The organism is Ensifer sp., from assembly GCF_035999135.1.
Lineage (GTDB): Bacteria > Pseudomonadota > Alphaproteobacteria > Rhizobiales > Rhizobiaceae > Ensifer.
The window spans coordinates 1-15,374 of record NZ_DASYGZ010000075.1 but is presented as its reverse complement, the minus strand read 5'-3'; the positions used below and the strand labels follow the sequence as shown (position 1 = coordinate 15,374).

11 protein-coding genes and 1 pseudogene are annotated in these 15,374 nt (G+C 61.6%); 3 read left to right on the top strand and 9 right to left on the bottom strand.

All coding sequences use genetic code 11. The annotated features are described in order from the left end of the window. Positions 1-460 precede the first annotated feature (460 nt). From VGO12_RS08605 to VGO12_RS08590, 4 genes are read right to left on the bottom strand one after another with little or no spacing between them, the layout of a single operon-like run. The gene (locus tag VGO12_RS08605) at positions 461-1,303 is read right to left on the bottom strand and encodes a ChaN family lipoprotein (RefSeq protein ID WP_327512313.1); all 843 of its coding nucleotides are present in this window, start codon (positions 1,301-1,303) and stop codon (positions 461-463) included. A gap of 21 nt (positions 1,304-1,324) precedes the next feature. Further along, the gene (locus tag VGO12_RS08600; RefSeq protein WP_327512315.1) at positions 1,325-2,038 is read right to left on the bottom strand and encodes a hypothetical protein; all 714 of its coding nucleotides are present in this window, start codon (positions 2,036-2,038) and stop codon (positions 1,325-1,327) included. Between the two features lie 52 nt (positions 2,039-2,090). Next, on the bottom strand, positions 2,091-3,788 hold the full coding sequence (locus VGO12_RS08595; RefSeq protein WP_327512312.1) for an ABC transporter ATP-binding protein/permease: 1,698 nt from the start codon (positions 3,786-3,788) through the stop codon (positions 2,091-2,093). A 59-nt stretch (positions 3,789-3,847) separates the two neighbouring features. Continuing rightward, positions 3,848-6,175, bottom strand: a complete 2,328-nt coding sequence (locus VGO12_RS08590) for a TonB-dependent hemoglobin/transferrin/lactoferrin family receptor (protein ID WP_327512311.1) — start codon at positions 6,173-6,175, stop codon at positions 3,848-3,850. A gap of 50 nt (positions 6,176-6,225) precedes the next feature. Here VGO12_RS08590 and VGO12_RS08585 point away from each other — a divergent pair, with 50 nt between their 5' ends. Continuing rightward, positions 6,226-7,284 carry a HugZ family protein gene (locus VGO12_RS08585; protein WP_327512309.1) on the top strand — a complete coding sequence of 353 codons (1,059 nt, stop codon included), beginning with the start codon at positions 6,226-6,228 and terminating at the stop codon, positions 7,282-7,284. 414 nt (positions 7,285-7,698) lie between these two features. Here the strand turns inward: VGO12_RS08585 and VGO12_RS08580 are convergent, their stop codons facing one another. From VGO12_RS08580 to VGO12_RS08570, 3 genes are all read right to left on the bottom strand, one after another. Further along, positions 7,699-9,132, bottom strand: coding sequence for an NAD(P)(+) transhydrogenase (Re/Si-specific) subunit beta (locus VGO12_RS08580; RefSeq protein WP_327512308.1), 1,434 nt, complete (start codon positions 9,130-9,132; stop codon positions 7,699-7,701). Positions 9,133-9,151: 19 nt separating this feature from the next. Next, positions 9,152-10,738 carry a Re/Si-specific NAD(P)(+) transhydrogenase subunit alpha gene (locus VGO12_RS08575; RefSeq protein WP_327512314.1) on the bottom strand — a complete coding sequence of 529 codons (1,587 nt, stop codon included), beginning with the start codon at positions 10,736-10,738 and terminating at the stop codon, positions 9,152-9,154. Positions 10,739-11,113: 375 nt separating this feature from the next. Then, positions 11,114-12,028: a LysR substrate-binding domain-containing protein gene (locus VGO12_RS08570; RefSeq protein ID WP_327512306.1), complete on the bottom strand. Its 915-nt coding sequence runs from the start codon at positions 12,026-12,028 to the stop codon at positions 11,114-11,116. A 121-nt stretch (positions 12,029-12,149) separates the two neighbouring features. Between VGO12_RS08570 and VGO12_RS08565 the strand changes: the two genes are divergently transcribed. After that, positions 12,150-13,403, top strand: a complete 1,254-nt coding sequence (locus VGO12_RS08565) for an aromatic ring-hydroxylating dioxygenase subunit alpha (RefSeq protein ID WP_327512305.1) — start codon at positions 12,150-12,152, stop codon at positions 13,401-13,403. Then, the gene (locus tag VGO12_RS08560; protein WP_327512304.1) at positions 13,393-14,478 is read left to right on the top strand and encodes an FAD-binding oxidoreductase; all 1,086 of its coding nucleotides are present in this window, start codon (positions 13,393-13,395) and stop codon (positions 14,476-14,478) included. Before VGO12_RS08565 ends, VGO12_RS08560 begins: the two co-directional genes overlap by 11 nt. A 46-nt stretch (positions 14,479-14,524) precedes the next feature. Here VGO12_RS08560 and gfa read toward each other — a convergent pair whose 3' ends face one another. Then, positions 14,525-15,097, bottom strand: coding sequence for an S-(hydroxymethyl)glutathione synthase (gfa, locus tag VGO12_RS08555; protein WP_327512303.1), 573 nt, complete (start codon positions 15,095-15,097; stop codon positions 14,525-14,527). A gap of 118 nt (positions 15,098-15,215) precedes the next feature. Then, positions 15,216-15,374, bottom strand: a pseudogene (locus VGO12_RS08550) (S-(hydroxymethyl)glutathione dehydrogenase); the annotation flags it as partial.

Below are 15,374 nucleotides of genomic sequence, written 5' to 3'. Positions count from 1 at the left end.
TCACAGCCGGCTCGATGACGCCAGAACGGAGTTCCCTGAGGTCCGCCAGCGTTGCGACCTCATCAGCCTCCATCAGGCGTGAATATCCCACCACATCGGCAACGACGATGGCGGCAAGTCGACGCCGAAGAGATTGATCCGCCATATGAGGGCAAGCCTAACGACTGGGTCCTCAGGGTATTGTTCAACTGTGGATGAGTCAACAATAGGGACACCAGGCGATCTCGACCTCAAGCGGGCCGCCATCCCTCTTTGAACGACGGCACCGAAGTGGACGGCACGGGAACCGGACGGCTCTTAAACGTCTGGCGACGCGTGACGAAGCCTGCAGCACGGACGTCTCCTCTGGCCTTGAAGGGAGCCGTAGGACGGGCCTTTTGCCAGTCCTCTGACGCACTCGGTACCGCATGCGCGATTTGCGCCTCTTCAAACGAAAAAGGCACGAAATATCCCGTGCTTCTCACGCGCGCTCCGCCACCGAGCGCTCGATCGGAGGAAGCCTGAAGAGCGCATCGGCGACCGGTTCAGGTTCCAGGCGGACCGTTTCCGCGTCGTTCGGCAACAGCACCGCGACATCCGGAATGCCGAGATCAACGAGCTGGTATGGCGTGCCGTGACCATATTCGAGGTGGCCGCGACCGATGATGCCGACCACCAGGGCGCCGCTGCTTTCACGGATCGCCTCGGCGATGTTGCAGGCGAACGCCCGGTCCCAGGTTTGCTGCGCCCGCACGAACCGATCGAAAGCGGGATCTTCCGGCGACGTCGCCTGCCGGCCCGGCCTGACACCGCCGGTGATGTCGAAGAGGTATTGCCGGTAAGCCGCCGTCGCAGGCTTTGCCGGCGTGACGCCGTCGCGGTCACTGACTTGGATTTCCTCCCATCCGAGCTTGCCCACCTCTGTGACCAAGGCACGGCGGCAATTCAGCGCTTTCATCGGCACGGCATGCTGCCGGCAAAAATGAAAGATCGGCATGTAGAGATCGATCGGAAACCCCCAGACCGTCTGCCAATCGGCGTCTGCGAGAAAGGCGTCGTCGCTCAGCGTGCCGTCGACCCACTTGTCGAGAGCCGGCTGCACCCGCCGCGGAAACATCTCGAAGCCGACGACGATATCGGCGCGGTGCGCATGGAGGCCGGCAAGGACATGAAGCTGCCAGCGATGGATATCGTAGCGATCATGGGTCTCTCCCAGAAGAACCGCGCTTTTGCCCGCCATGTCGGCGATCAGCCGGGCATGCGAGAGCGTTTTTCCGGTGGCGGGCACGAGCCAGGTGGAGGGTGTGTGAGTGACGGCTGACATGATGTGGATCTCGCTGCCCGGTTAGTTCGATGCGGCCGCCACGAGGCGTACGTTGAGGCCGATTTCCTTTTGCCCAGCGTCAAGGGCGCAGAACGTGGTCGCGCCGATTTCCTCGCGTTCCACCCATGAGGCTACGGCACCGCCGAGAAGGTGCAGATGGAAGTCCGACGTCATCACGTTGATGAAACCCATCGCCGGCTTCACTTTCTCCACGATGCCCGACCAGGATTGGTCGAAACCGGGGCCGCTAAAAGCGATCACGACGGGCCGCGCCGTTTCGATCGCCAGGTTGAACGGCTTCAGTCCAGGATCGTCGTCAGCGACATTGGGACGCTCAGGACGCTCCGGCCTGGCGCCGTCGATTTCCTCAGTCTCCAGCCGAAGGCCGGCGAGCGCCTGTTCAAATGGCTCGAGGCCGTCGAATCCGACGACGCTGAAAACGGGTTCACCCCGTGCGTCGTTGAAGTCCAGGCGCGGATAGACCTGCCCCTGCATCACGCTCGACGTGTCGGCAACGATGCTTGCCACCAGGCCCGGATCGATCCGGCTGTCATGGTGGTCTCCCCGACAGAATATCCATTCACCCTCGGCGGTTACCGTCGCCACCGGTCCGATCCGTTCGTGGGTGACCCCATTGCGCTTGCCGATGATCATCAGCTTGCCGACCAACGGCAGTTTCCCGAGGACGTGGTCGGCCGGTTCACGCAGGATGCGTCGTGTCGCTTGTTCAGTCATCATTGTTGTCCTTTCGTGGTTTTAACGGGCGATCGTATGGACACCCCGGCATTCAGGCCGCGGCAGCATCATGGCGCGCCAGATCAAGGTCGATCGTCCTGAAGTCGCCGAGCGCCTGCGGCGGACGGTGCGCGATGACGATGAATGCTGTCTCGGGAAGGCGCTCGCGAACGCGTTGCAGCAATTGCGTTTCCGCCGATGCGTCGAGCGCGCTCGTCGCCTCGTCCAGCATCACCCAACGGGGCGCATGCGCCAGCAAGCGCGCAAACGCCAGGCGCTGTCTTTCACCGCCCGACAATCCGGCCTCGACGACCGGATTGTCGCTGTCGTCAAGGCGATGCGCCAGCCCAACCTCCGTCAGGAACGCTTTGATGGACGCCGATCCGATGTCATCCGCGGGCGCCGGATAGGCAACAGCCTCCGCCAGCGAGCCGAGCGGCAGGTAAGAGGTTTGCGGCATAAACATCCAGCCCTCGCGCGCACGATCGACCTCACCCTCGCCATGCGGCCAATAGCCGGCGACGGCCTTCATCAGGGTGGATTTTCCGATGCCGGATGCGCCCTTCAGCCACACGCATTCGCCGGGCCGCACGTGAAGCTCGGGAATATCGAGCAGGTGACGACGATCCGGCGTTCGAAGGTTCAGCCCTGTCAGTTGCAGTGCTTTTGCCCGATCCGAACGGACGATGGCGGATGGCGTTTGCAAACGGGCACGCGCATTTTCCATGAAGTCGTCCAGGCGCGCTGCGGTTGCCACCAGATCCGCGAGGTCGCGATAGGAAAAGATGAACCACGACAGCGTCGTCACCACCTGCGAAAAGGCGTTGCTGAGCTGCATCAGCCCCCCGAATGCGACGTGACCGGCGATGTAGCCCGGCAAGGCGACGAACAGGGGTATGCGCAGAACGGAGTGGTTGAACGGATAGGTGAAGCTGCCGAGCACGAGCTCGCGGCGGATCAGCCGTCGCCAGTTCTGCGCCAGGTCGCCGAACCGCTGCCTGAAGAGCCGAACTTCCGCCGCCTCGCCGCCCGCGAGGGCCACTTCGTCAAAGTTGCTCCGCCAGCGCGCCATAGCATAGCGAAAGTCCGCCTCGCGGTGCTGCTGCTGGGCGAAAAGCGGCTTCAAGGGCTTGCCCAGCAGATGCGTCACGACGCTGCTGACGGCGACATAAAGAAAGGCGGCCCAGACCATGTAATGCGGTATCTCGATGTCAATGCCGATCGGCGACAGGCTCAACGGAAAGCTTGCAAGCGCCCACAGCACGGCAACGAAGGAGAACAGCCCGACGACACGAGATATGAGATCGAGCGCCTCGCTCAGCATGCCACGCACGAAAAGGCGGCAATCTTCGGCAATGCGCTGGTCGGGATTGTCGATGCGATCGCCCACGGCATTGGCCATGTGCCAATAGGCCTTGTCCTTGGTCCAGAGCGTGATTGCCTTTTCGGTCAGCGCCTGTCGCCAACGAATTTCAAGGATCTTGCGCAGATACTCGGCCAGCAGGTGTCTGGCCGAATTCAAGCCGACGATCACGGCAAAAACCCCGATCTGCGTCAGGATTGCCGGACCATCGATCTTCTCGATCGCTGAATAGAAGGCGCCCGTCCATTCGATGAGGCGCACACTCGCGTAGACGCTGCCAAGCGTCAATGCGACGACGATGCCCAGCAAAGCCAGATCCGCTTTTCCGCCGGGATGGCGGACGCAAATGGCGATCAGGCGCAGGAATTGTCCGGCAAGCTTCAGCATGTCTAGATCCATCGAATTGAGGGCGTGGACGCGCAGCGCGCGTCCACGTTTGGTCATGCCTAGAAGCGAACCGTGGCACCGAGCTTGAAGGTGCGGCCCGGGGCCGTCTGCAATTCGAGCGGGTTGACGTTCGCCGTGGCAACGGATGGAGGAACGCGGTCGAACGACCCCATGGTGTTGGGGAAATAGCGGCGATCGAAGATGTTCTGAATGCCGGCAGTCACTTCGAGGTTCTCGCGCGGCTGCCACTTGGTATAGGCGTCGAACACCGCATAACCGGTCGGCAGGAAATCGGCGGGATCGCTTGCTTCCGAGCGACCCGCGGCAAACGTGCCGAAGAGTTCGAACTGGAGCCCGTAGTCGGGAAGTTCGTGCCTCAGGCCGAGAACCGCAGTGAGCGGGGTTGCGCCATCGAAGGCGGTTGTCGCCGCGCCGGACGAAACCCGCTGCCTACCCTTGGTCCACGTGACGTTGGCCGACGCGAACGTGTTGTCGAGAACCTCGTATTCACCACCGAACTCGATGCCCCAAAGTTTGACGTCCTCGGCGTTGTTTGAAGTAAAGCCAATGACGGGTACGCCGCCCGGTGCAACGATGTTGACCGGCTGCAGGCTGCGGATGAAGTTCGAGTAGTCGGCATAAAACGTCGCGACGGTGAAGTAGCCGCGGTCGAGCTCGCCACGGAAGCCGATTTCGTAGCTGTCGACCGACTCCGGCTTGAGGCTGGGGTTGGGCACGAGATAGGATCCGCTGAAAGGATCACTGCTCGACTGGAACAGTTGCGCCGAGGTCGGCATCTTGAAGCCTTCGCCATAGGAGGCGTAAGCCGAGTAGGTGTCGTCGAACTTGTAGATCGCCCCCACGCGTTTCAGGAGCTCCGTTTTGTCCTGCTTCTGTGGGGGGAAGCCCGGCAGTCCGGGATACGAGGCGTCACCCGTCGGGTCGATCGAATAGTGCGCCAGGCGCACGCCCGGATTGACGGTCAACTGGCCGTCGAGAAACTCGATGCTGTCCTGCAGATAGAAGTCAGCGCGCTCGGTCGTCACCCGCGGGAAGCTGAAGCCCTGGTTGATCTGCGTCGTCGTTGTTCCGGTCAGCGAATTGTAAGTCCGGTTGATCCCGGCATAGTCGCCCTTGGTCCGATCGCCGTCGAAACCGTAGGTCAACGTGTGACGGGTCGAGCCCAGGTCGAAAGACGACTGCAGCTGAATGTCGGCCTCGAAGAATTCCTCGCTGTAGTCGCGGTACTGATCGTGCAACTGGTAGCGGTTGGAGTAGACGCGACGCTGGCGGCTATCGGTCACGCGCTTCTGCGGCGACCAGGAGAGGTTCCAGTTCACGCTGTCGAGCCATGCGGCGCCGACCTGCCAATCATGTTCGAGCGCGATGCGCTTGCGGCTCATTTCGAGATCGCGCGCATAGTGGTCGTTGAGATAGGACGTTGTGGTCGGAACACCCGTGGTCGAGGCACCCATTTCGTAGAGTTGCAGGATATCGGTGTCGCGGCCGAACAGTTCGCCGGTCAGCTTGAAGGTGTGTTCCGCGTCCGGCGTCCAGACAACCTTGGCAAGCGCATTGTTGACGTCGGTGTCTGCCGGGAAAAGCTGGTCGCATCCAATCGTGCGCCGTGAGCAACCCCAGATGCCGCCATCGGCGCGCGCCTTGCTGAATTCGGCTTCCTGCGCGGAGACCTGGCCGTAGCTGCCAAGCACCTGAACGTCTCCAAAATCGTAGGCGCCCGTCACCTGCTTGCGCCAGCTCTTGTCAAGGCTGTCGAAGCTCGTGCTCACCTCGAGCGCCCAGGGTTTCGTCGGATCGGTCAGCAGATCCGACGGATCGAGCGTGCGGAACATCACGGCGCCGCCCAAAGCGTCGGCGCCCCAGAGTACCGAGTTTGGCCCGCGAACGATTTCAACGGCCTTGAAGTTGCTCATGTCAAAGAAGTCACGGCTGCCGTCGGTGATCCCCTCCTGAACCCGCGACCCATCGACCGTCAATTGGACGCGGTTGCCGCTCATGCCGCGAATAGAGAAGCCGTTGAGCTGCCCCCAGGGGTTGGTGATCGAGGTCCGCCGGTCGACGCTGACGCCCGGCTCATAACGGACGAGGTCCTGGATATCGCGCACATTGTGATCCACGATATCTTCCCGGGTGATGACCGAGATCGATTGCGGGACGTCGAGCACCTTCTTCGGCTGTCGGGTCGAGGTAACAACAATCCGTTCAAGCGCGGTTGGCTCGACCGTCTCTGCCGTCACGCGCTTCGTCTTTTCCTGTGCGTCCTGCGCGCCCGCAATGGTCGTCAGCAGCAGAACAATAGCCGTCGAGCAGGCGAACCGTTGCCCCAAGCCTCGTCCGGTTACCGCTTCCCTCAAGGTTTTCGTCATACCCAGCCCCCGGGATCAAAACAAAATCAACGGGCGCCTTGTAATTAAACTTGAGTCAAAGAATCAAGTTCAAACATGATAAAATCACTCAAATTTTAGGGGCTTGCGAAAACCAGAGGGCCGGCAGCGCAAAATTGCCCGCCGAGCGACGTAAAAACAAAGACCTGGTGAGGGAATTGTACGACAAGCGACGCCAGTTGCGGCCAGAAGACGACATTAAGTCTAGCCGCCCGCCAGGAAAGGACAAGCGCCGAATCAGCAACCCAGGAATGAAATATCCGCTGTTTGCACCCGCCCTTAACCGCGCTAAAGCAAGGAAAGACATCCATGGAGGGGGACCCATGACGCATACAACCGTAAGCCCGATCACGCCGCGGGGCATCGCGATCGACGCCGGCTTGGGCACCGCCTATGACGCGGTGATGGTCGCACGGAACCTGTTGCGAACGGCCCGGGTCGCAGCCCTTGCAACACTCGATCCCGAAAGCGGGTATCCTTACGCGACCTTCACCAATCTCGCGATGGAACCCGATGGAACCCCCTTCTTCTTCACGGCCGGGCTGGCGCTTCATGCGCGCAATATCCTTGAAGACCAGCGGGTGTCGTTGACGCTGTCCGCCTTAAAGGGGGATCTCCTCGCCCATCCCCGTCTCACCCTGGTCGGCCGCGCGGAGCCGATCGGACGCGCCGAACAAGAGCACGCCAATCGTCGCTACCTGGCCCGGTTTCCCAAGTCGAAGATCTACCTTGGTCTCGGCGATGCCATGCCGTGCCGAATGATCGTCGAAGCGCTCAACCTGAGCGGAGGCCCTGCCCGCAATGCAGCGCAGGTATCGGTCGACGACCTCCTGACCGACCTTGGCGGTGCGCGAGAGTTGATCGCCGCCGAGTTCGACGAAATCGAAAAGATCAATGCACGACCGGACCTGGTTGCCCGTCTGGCGCAAGCAGCCGGGGCGAAACAGGAGAGGTGGCGCGTCACCGGCGTCGATCCGCAGGGCATGGACCTTACCTCTCCCGGCTCCGCCGCGAGACTGTGGTTTTCCGAACGTGTCGACACGCCGCGGGCCCTTGCTGACACATTGGCTCGGCTCTTCCATCCGCTTTGATGTCAAGTCTGGCGAAGACCTCCGCCGCCACCGTGCGATCAAAGCGACTACCCGCTGCGAGCCATGGTCCGGTGCGAGGCTTGCGCCGCCACCACGAACTTCGCGCATGCGGGTAGCGGCAAGCTGCGCCGTATCGCAAGGTCACCAGCCGTCCATGGGCAAGGTATCGGAAACCCGATACCGCTTGCCAGGCAGAACCGGCGTCGCCCCCCGGGAGCGCGCCCTCGCCACCTTCAGGAAGTGAGACGTGGCGCTGGCTTCGGAACTGTTGGTCACCGACATCACCAAGGCATGCGCATCCCTTTTGGGCAACGTGCCAAAAGTCCGAGATCGCAAGACCGGCTGGCCGCCTTCAAAGGAATTCGATCGCACGATCCCACCGCACCGATGGAATCGCGGAGTTTGAAGGACGCATCAGGCCAGCGCCGGCAGCAACTGGTCGATGCTCTTCTTGGCGTCGCCGTAGAACATGCGGGTGTTGTCCTTGAAGAACAGCGGGTTTTCGATGCCGGAATAGCCGGTGCCCTGTCCGCGCTTGGAGACGAACACCTGTTTTGCCTTCCACACTTCCAGCACCGGCATGCCTGATATCGGCGAGTTCGGATCTTCCTGGGCCGCCGGATTGACGATGTCGTTGGAGCCGATGACGATGACGACGTCGGTCTCGTGGAAGTCCTCGTTGATCTCGTCCATCTCGAGCACGATGTCGTAGGGTACCTTCGCCTCGGCCAAGAGCACGTTCATGTGGCCCGGCAGCCGGCCGGCAACCGGATGAATGGCGAAGCGCACGTTCTTGCCGGCCGCCCGCAGCTTGCGGGTGAGCTCGGAGACCGACTGCTGCGCCTGTGCCACCGCCATGCCGTAGCCCGGCACGATGATCACCGAGTCCGCGTCGTTGAGGGCTGCAGCCACCCCATCGGCATCGATGGCGATCTGCTCGCCGGTGATTTCCATCTGCGGCCCGGTGGTCGCGCCGAAGCCGCCGAGAATGACCGAGATGAAGGAGCGGTTCATCGCCTTGCACATGATGTAGGAGAGGATCGCGCCCGAAGAGCCGACGAGCGCGCCGGTGACGATCAACAGGTCATTGCCGAGCGTGAAGCCGATGGCGGCAGCCGCCCAGCCGGAGTAGCTGTTCAGCATCGACACGACCACCGGCATGTCGGCGCCGCCGATGCCCATGATCAGGTGATAACCGATGAAGAAGGCGGCGAGCGTCATGACAAGCAGCGTCCAGGTGCCGGTACCGTTGACGTAGAGCACCAGCAGCACGAGCGATAGAAGGGCCGCACCGGCGTTGAGCAGATGGCCGCCCGGCAGCTTCTTCGCCTTGCCGTCGACCTTGCCGGCGAGCTTGCCGAAGGCGATGACCGAGCCGGTGAAGGTAACCGCGCCGATGAAGACGCCGAGGAACACCTCGACCTTCATGATCGACAGTTCCACCGGTTCCTTGTGCGCGAGGATCGCGGCAAAGCCGGTCAATGTCGCGCGCGCCGCGGCGTCGAGGCCGGCAACGTCAGCCGCTTCGATATGGGCGTTGAAGCCGATGAACACGGCGGCGAGACCAACGAAGGAATGGAGTGCGGCAACGAGCTGCGGCATCTCGGTCATCTGGACGCGGGAAGCGACGAAATGGCCGAGCACGGCGCCGCCCGCAATCATCAGGACGATGATGAACCAGTTGCCGACATCGGGTCCGAAGACCGTGGCGACAATGGCGAGCGCCATGCCCGTCATGCCGTACCAGACGGCACGCTTGGCGCTTTCCTGGCCCGAAAGTCCGCCGAGCGAGAGGATGAAGAGAACGGCTGCCGCAATATAGGCAGCCGATACGATACCGATCATCATGATGATTACCCCTGCCCGATCAGGATTTCTGGAACATGGCGAGCATGCGCCGTGTGACGAGGAAGCCGCCGACGATGTTGATCGTGGCGATCAGCACCGAGAGCGCTGCAAGCAGCACCACCAGCCAGTTGCCGGACCCGATCTGCAAGAGAGCGCCGAGGATGACGATGCCCGAGACCGCATTGGTGACGGCCATCAGCGGGGTGTGCAGCGAATGCGAGACATTCCAGATGACCTGGAAACCGACGAAGCATGCGAGCACGAAGACGACAAAGTGGCCCATGAAGGCCGGCGGCGCGAAGGCGCCGACGAGGAGCAGCAGCGCCGTGCCGACGGCAAGCAGCGTGAGCTGGTTCTTCGTCTGGGCCTTGAAGGCCGCAGCCTCGGTGGCGCGTTTTTCCTCCGGCGTCGGCTCCTTCACCTTTTCCTTGGGTTTCTGCGCCGCGATCGCCGCAATCTTCGGCGGCGGCGGCGGATAGGTGATCGCACCCTCGAAGGTGACGGTCGCGCCGCGGATAACGTCGTCCTCCATGTTGTGAACGAGCTTGCCATCCTTGCCCGGCGTCAGGTCGGTCAGCATATGGCGGATGTTGGTGGCATAGAGCGTGGACGCCTGGGCTGCCATGCGGCTCGGGAAGTCGGTATAGCCGATGACGACGACGCCGTTTTCAGAGACGATGCGCTCGTCGGCGACGGTGAGGTCGCAGTTGCCGCCGCGCTCGGCCGCAAGGTCGACCACCACCGATCCGGGCTTCATCGCCGCCACCATGTCGGCAAGCCAGAGCTTTGGCGCATCGCGACCGGGGATCAGAGCCGTGGTGATGACGATGTCGATCTGAGGCGCGAGCTCCCGGAACTTGGCGAGCTGCTTCTCGCGGAACTCCGGCGAAGAGGGTGCCGCATAGCCGCCGGTTGCAGCACCATCCTGCTGACCGCCCCCCTCACCATCGGCAAAATCGAGATAGACGAATTCCGCCCCCATGCTTTCGATCTGCTCGGCGACCTCGGGGCGCACGTCGAAGGCATAGGTCTGGGCGCCAAGCGAAGTGGCGACACCGATCGCCGCAAGTCCGGCGACGCCGGCGCCGATCACCAGCACCTTGGCCGGCGGCACCTTGCCGGCCGCCGTCACCTGGCCAGTGAAGAACCGGCCGAAGTTGTTGCCGGCCTCGATCACCGCGCGGTAGCCGGCGATGTTGGCCATCGACGACAGCGCGTCCATCTTCTGGGCGCGCGAGATGCGCGGCACCATGTCCATGGCGATGACGTTGGCGCCCTTTGCCTTGGCAAGCTCCAGCAACTCCACATTCTGGCCGGGATAGAAGAACGAGATCAGTGTCTTGTCCGCAGACAAAAGCGCGATCTCGCCCGGCTCAGGCGGCCGCACCTTCACGATCACGTCTGAAGAAGCCCAAAGGGCCTCCGCCGACGGCGCCACCTCGACCCCTGCGGCTCGATAGGCGTCATCGGAAAAACCGGCCGCAACGCCGGCGCCTGTCTCGATGATGCTGTCATAACCAAGTTTGGCAAGCTGCACCGCGCTATCCGGTGTCAGTGCCACGCGCGCCTCACTTGCGGTTACCTCCCGCGGCGCACCAATTTTAATCGCCATGCTCGTCTGTCCTCTCCCGCCGACTACGCAGCGCCTATGTCCCTCAACATATGCGGCAGCAGAACATGCAGACCTTGAGCGTACTGTCCAGTACGGCTTGCCGAGAATCCGTCCATTTCTGTCGCTTTTTAGTTTCCCCTAAACGATTTTATTCGAGGGCCAACGCCGGGATGTCCGCGGCAGGCCCTGAGAACGGCGCGGCACGGCAACGATTCTTCGCCCCATGCCGCGTCGCGACATCGACATATCGGAGCTGTTTGCTGTTCCCCCGGAATCAGCGCTACCGCCGGATCCGCTGAAGGCTGGCAGGAAGCCGAAGTAGTCTACCAGCCAGACGGAAACGAGTTCCGGTCGATCCCTAGGCGATCCTCACGGCGCATCGAGAGCAGACACCTCGCGTAGCCACTCAATGAACAGCCGCCCGCTTTCTTTCTTGGGCCTCTTCGTCGGTACCACGACAAAATATGCGGCCCTGGTGCGGATGGATGCTTCGGTCAGGCGGACCAAGCGGGTTTGCTGAACAAGATCGGAGACCAGGCGGCTCCAACCGAGCGCGATCCCTTGACCGTTCATCGCGGCATAGATGGCCTCGGTATAGAAGCTGCATCGCAGGCCACGGGATTTTTTCGGCGCCGTCACGGAAAACGCTGCAAGCCATTCGTCCCATCCTGTCCATGTCGGGTCTTCAATATCACTCGATATCAGCGGATGACCGACGAGATCTTGCGGCGTGCCGATTGGTCCGGCCGTGAGCAAGTAGTCTGAGCTGCAAATCGGAAACACTTCATCCTCGAACAACAGCTCCGCCTGACCGTCCGACCAGGTGCCGGTTCCGTAGCGGATCGCCAGGTCCACATCGCTGGCCTCCAAACTCGTCCGGGCATCCTGCGTGATGATGCGAAGCTTAATATCAGGATAGGCGCGCGAGAAAGCAGCGATCCTTGGCAACAGCCAGAAGTGCGAGAAGGAGATGGTCGCCGAGATCGCCAATTCGTCGTCCGGCCCCTCGGACCGGAGGTCGGCCACGGTGTCGGCAATCAGATTGAATGCGTCACCCGCCGCTGCGGAAAGCAGTCTGCCCTTCTCCGTCAGCTCGATCTTGCGGTGGAGGCGTCGAAACAAGGGGAAACCAAAGTCCTCTTCCAACACATGGATCTGCCGGCTAATGGCCGCCTGGGTCACGCCGAGTTCAGTCGCTGCGCGGGTAAAACTGGACAAGCGCGCAGCCGCCTCAAATGCCGTCAAGGCGGTGAGCGGCGGCAATTTCTTCCTCAGGTTCACCATCTTGATTCCATTACATTTGGTAATGCCACGCGTGCATATTTGTGCCGTTGAGCGACTAAAAAAACTGGGAGATCCTGCCTTTCAGCCCGTCGCCCATTCGACCGGAACATAAGGTGGAATTATGCTTCAGACATTTGCTTCTCCCATATCGGCCCTGCTCGACGCAAGAGCCGAAGGACATTCGCTTCCGGCCGGCCTTTACACGCGGCAGGACGTATTCGAGGCCGATCTCGAGGTGTTCTTCCGGCGCCACTGGATCTCTATCGGCCTTGAATGCGATGTGCCGGAGGCCGGCGATGCAACGGTTGTCGATATCGGCAAGACGAGCCTCATTCTTCTGCGCGACGACGACGGCGAGGTCCGCGTCATGCACAATGTCTGTCGGCATCGGGGCGCGCGTCTGCTCGATCCCGGAAAGACGATCGTCTCGAAGCTCGTCTGTCCCTATCACACCTGGACTTACGAACTGACGGGCGAACTGAGCTATGCCCCCCACATGGGCAAGGGCTTCGACAAGGAATGCCGCAGCCTCAAGCCCGTGACGTTTAAGTCCGTCGGCGGCCTGATCTATGTCTGCCTATCAGACAATCCGCCTGAGGACGTCGACCGCCTCGTCGAAGTGATGGCGGACCGCCTTGCGCCCTACGACATCAGAAATGCCAAGGTCGCTTACGAAACCGATGTGATCGAGAAGGGGAACTGGAAACTCACCATCGAGAACAATCGTGAATGCTACCATTGTTCCGCCAATCATCCCGAACTCTGCGTCTCCTTCGTCGATCTCGATTTCGGCTTCGACCCGGAAGCACTGAGCCCGGAAGACCGCGCCCAGGCCGAAGAACATTTTGCGCTTTATGAGGAACGCACCAGGCGATGGGAGGCTGACGGCTATCCGTCCGCGGCGGTCGAGCAGTTGGTCGACTGCACAACGAATTTCCGCACACAGCGTCTGATCATTTCCGGCGCCGGTGAAAGCCAGACCCCCGATGCCACGGCCGCCTCAGCAAAATTGCTTGGCACCATGTCACGCAAGGATCTCGGTGACATGCACCTCTGGGGTCACAACAGCTGGAACCACTTCATGGGCGATCATGCGGTCGTCTCGATCGTCATACCGCTCTCCGCGGACAAGACCCTCGTGCGGACAAAATGGCTCGTGCACAAGGACGCTGTAGAAGGCGTCGACTATGACCTCGAGAAGCTGACCAATGTCTGGATCGCCACGACCGATCAGGACGCAGAACTCGTCGCCCGTTCGCACGCCGGCGTCGAGGATCCGGCCTACGTCCCTGGCCCCTATTCACCCTTCTCCGAAACCAACCTCGACAAGTTTGCGTCGTGGTACATCGACCGGATGCGCGCCCATGGATACTAGGACCACTTTTTCTCCGGCAGAACGCCTTGAGCTTGTGGATCTGTGGAACCGCGACACGGACGAAGATCTGGTCTGCGTCGACGTCCACCAGGACACGCATGATGTAAAGACCTTCACCTTTGCATCCACGCAGGGCAAGCGGTTTGCCTTCGAGGCCGGTCAATACTTCCTGTTCGACCTCGATGTCGACGGGGAACCGGAAAGCCGCTGCTACAGCATCTCGTCGTCGCCGAAGCGCAGCAATGCGTTCTCGGTTACGGTCAAACGCGTGACCGGCGGGAAGATCTCGAACTGGTTTCACGACAACCTGACCGTCAACGCCAAAGTCAAGGCGAACGGTCCCCTCGGCCAATTCACCCGTCCGAACGCGAGGAAGTATCTGTTTCTGTCCGCCGGATCAGGAATTACACCGGTCATGGCGATGGTTCGCGAGCTCGCCGACACCTGCGAGCCTGTCGACGTCGTCTTCATGCACGCCGCGCGAACGCCGAAGGACCTGATCTTCCGCGATGAACTCTCTACGCTCGCCAACAGGGTAAAGGGCCTGCGGCTGCAGTTTCTGCCGGAAGCGGTTTCCGGCGAAGCCAATTGGCATGGCCTGACGGGGCGCATATCGACAGCTTATGTTCATCTCGCCATTCCCGATATCGCCGAACGCGTCGTGATGTGTTGTGGACCCGCGCCGTTCATGGCGGCAGCGCGCGCAATTGCCTCCGAACTGGGCGTGCCCCCATCCAACTACGTCGAGGAGAGCTTCGATGCGGCCGTGATCGACGACGCGGATGTTCCTGTCGTCGATCAGCCGGCAACGCGAACCTTCCAGGTCGAGTTTTCCAAACAGGCGCGCAAGATCGAGGTGGCGGGAGAGCAGACCGTACTTTCCTGCGCAAAGAAGGCCGGTGTGAAGCTGCCGTCATCCTGTTCAAACGGTGTCTGCGGCACCTGCAAGTCGAAGCTCGTTTCCGGTTCGGTCGAGATGAACCACAATGGCGGCATCAGGCAACGCGAGATCGACGCCGGACTTTTCCTGCCCTGCTGTTCGAAACCGCTCAGCGATCTCGTCATCGGTCGCTAGAACCGGTTGAGAGATCCTGGCCCAGCCGCGGCTGGGCCAGGATATGTCATGCGGGAAGAGCGCCGCTTTTTTTCGCCGTCCATGTGGCGATCAGGTCCATCAGGACCGGGTTGAGGCAATCATAGGGTTCAAGTTCCAGCTCGCGCAGCCGGCCGCGCACGCCATCCATTTTTGCCGGATCGTAGCCGCTCTCGATGATCGAAGAGACGAAGGCGGCAAAGCCCGGCTTTGCCCAGCCGCTTTCCTGGAACCGTTCGGGATGCAGGAAGGAAAGCCCCTTGAACGCATGATCGCGTTCGACCGGGCCGTACATGTGCACGCCACACGCCTTGCAGGCACGGCGCTGGATCAGCGCGTTGGGATCCACGACAGCAAGCTTGTCGCCGTTCTCGAGCACCTCGACATTGGTGGTCGGTGCGACGGCAACGACGGAGAACACGGCCCCCTCGGGCTTCCAGCATTTGGTGCAGCCGCAGGCGTGGTTGTGCGCAATATCGCCGTTGATGCGGACCTTAACGGGCTTGCTCGCGCAGTTGCAGACGAGCGTGCCGCCCGAAAACGCGGCATTCGTGGCCTTGAACCCACTGTCGAGAGAGGGATGGATGGCAATGCTTGGCATGGGCTTCTCCTCCTTTTTTGGCCGGCGCACGATGCCCGGCGCCCGTTGGCGCCGCCTGCAGGAGCGCGGCGGCGCGAAAAAGTGCTTCTGCAAACTGGAAACAGTCCTCAACCTGCGCTCAGTATACCACCACGCTGCGGATGCTTTCGCCCGAATGCATCAGCTCGAAGCCCTTGTTGATGTCTTCGAGCGGCATGGTGTGGGTGATCATCGGGTCGATCTCGATCTTGCCCTCCATGTACCAGTCGACGATCTTCGGCACGTCGGTGCGCCCGCG

What these genes read in the sequence shown, in the direction of transcription:
- VGO12_RS08605 (WP_327512313.1), bottom strand. Translation starts at nt 1,303, where the DNA reads ATGTCAGCCGTCACTCACACACCCTCCACCTGGCTCGTGCCCGCCACC.
- VGO12_RS08600 (WP_327512315.1), bottom strand. Translation starts at nt 2,038, where the DNA reads ATGACTGAACAAGCGACACGACGCATCCTGCGTGAACCGGCCGACCAC.
- VGO12_RS08595 (WP_327512312.1), bottom strand. Translation starts at nt 3,788, where the DNA reads ATGCTGAAGCTTGCCGGACAATTCCTGCGCCTGATCGCCATTTGCGTC.
- VGO12_RS08590 (WP_327512311.1), bottom strand. Translation starts at nt 6,175, where the DNA reads ATGACGAAAACCTTGAGGGAAGCGGTAACCGGACGAGGCTTGGGGCAA.
- VGO12_RS08580 (WP_327512308.1), bottom strand. Translation starts at nt 9,132, where the DNA reads ATGATGATCGGTATCGTATCGGCTGCCTATATTGCGGCAGCCGTTCTC.
- VGO12_RS08570 (WP_327512306.1), bottom strand. Translation starts at nt 12,028, where the DNA reads ATGGTGAACCTGAGGAAGAAATTGCCGCCGCTCACCGCCTTGACGGCA.
- VGO12_RS08565 (WP_327512305.1), top strand. Translation starts at nt 12,150, where the DNA reads ATGCTTCAGACATTTGCTTCTCCCATATCGGCCCTGCTCGACGCAAGA.
- VGO12_RS08560 (WP_327512304.1), top strand. Translation starts at nt 13,393, where the DNA reads ATGGATACTAGGACCACTTTTTCTCCGGCAGAACGCCTTGAGCTTGTG.
- gfa (WP_327512303.1), bottom strand. Translation starts at nt 15,097, where the DNA reads ATGCCAAGCATTGCCATCCATCCCTCTCTCGACAGTGGGTTCAAGGCC.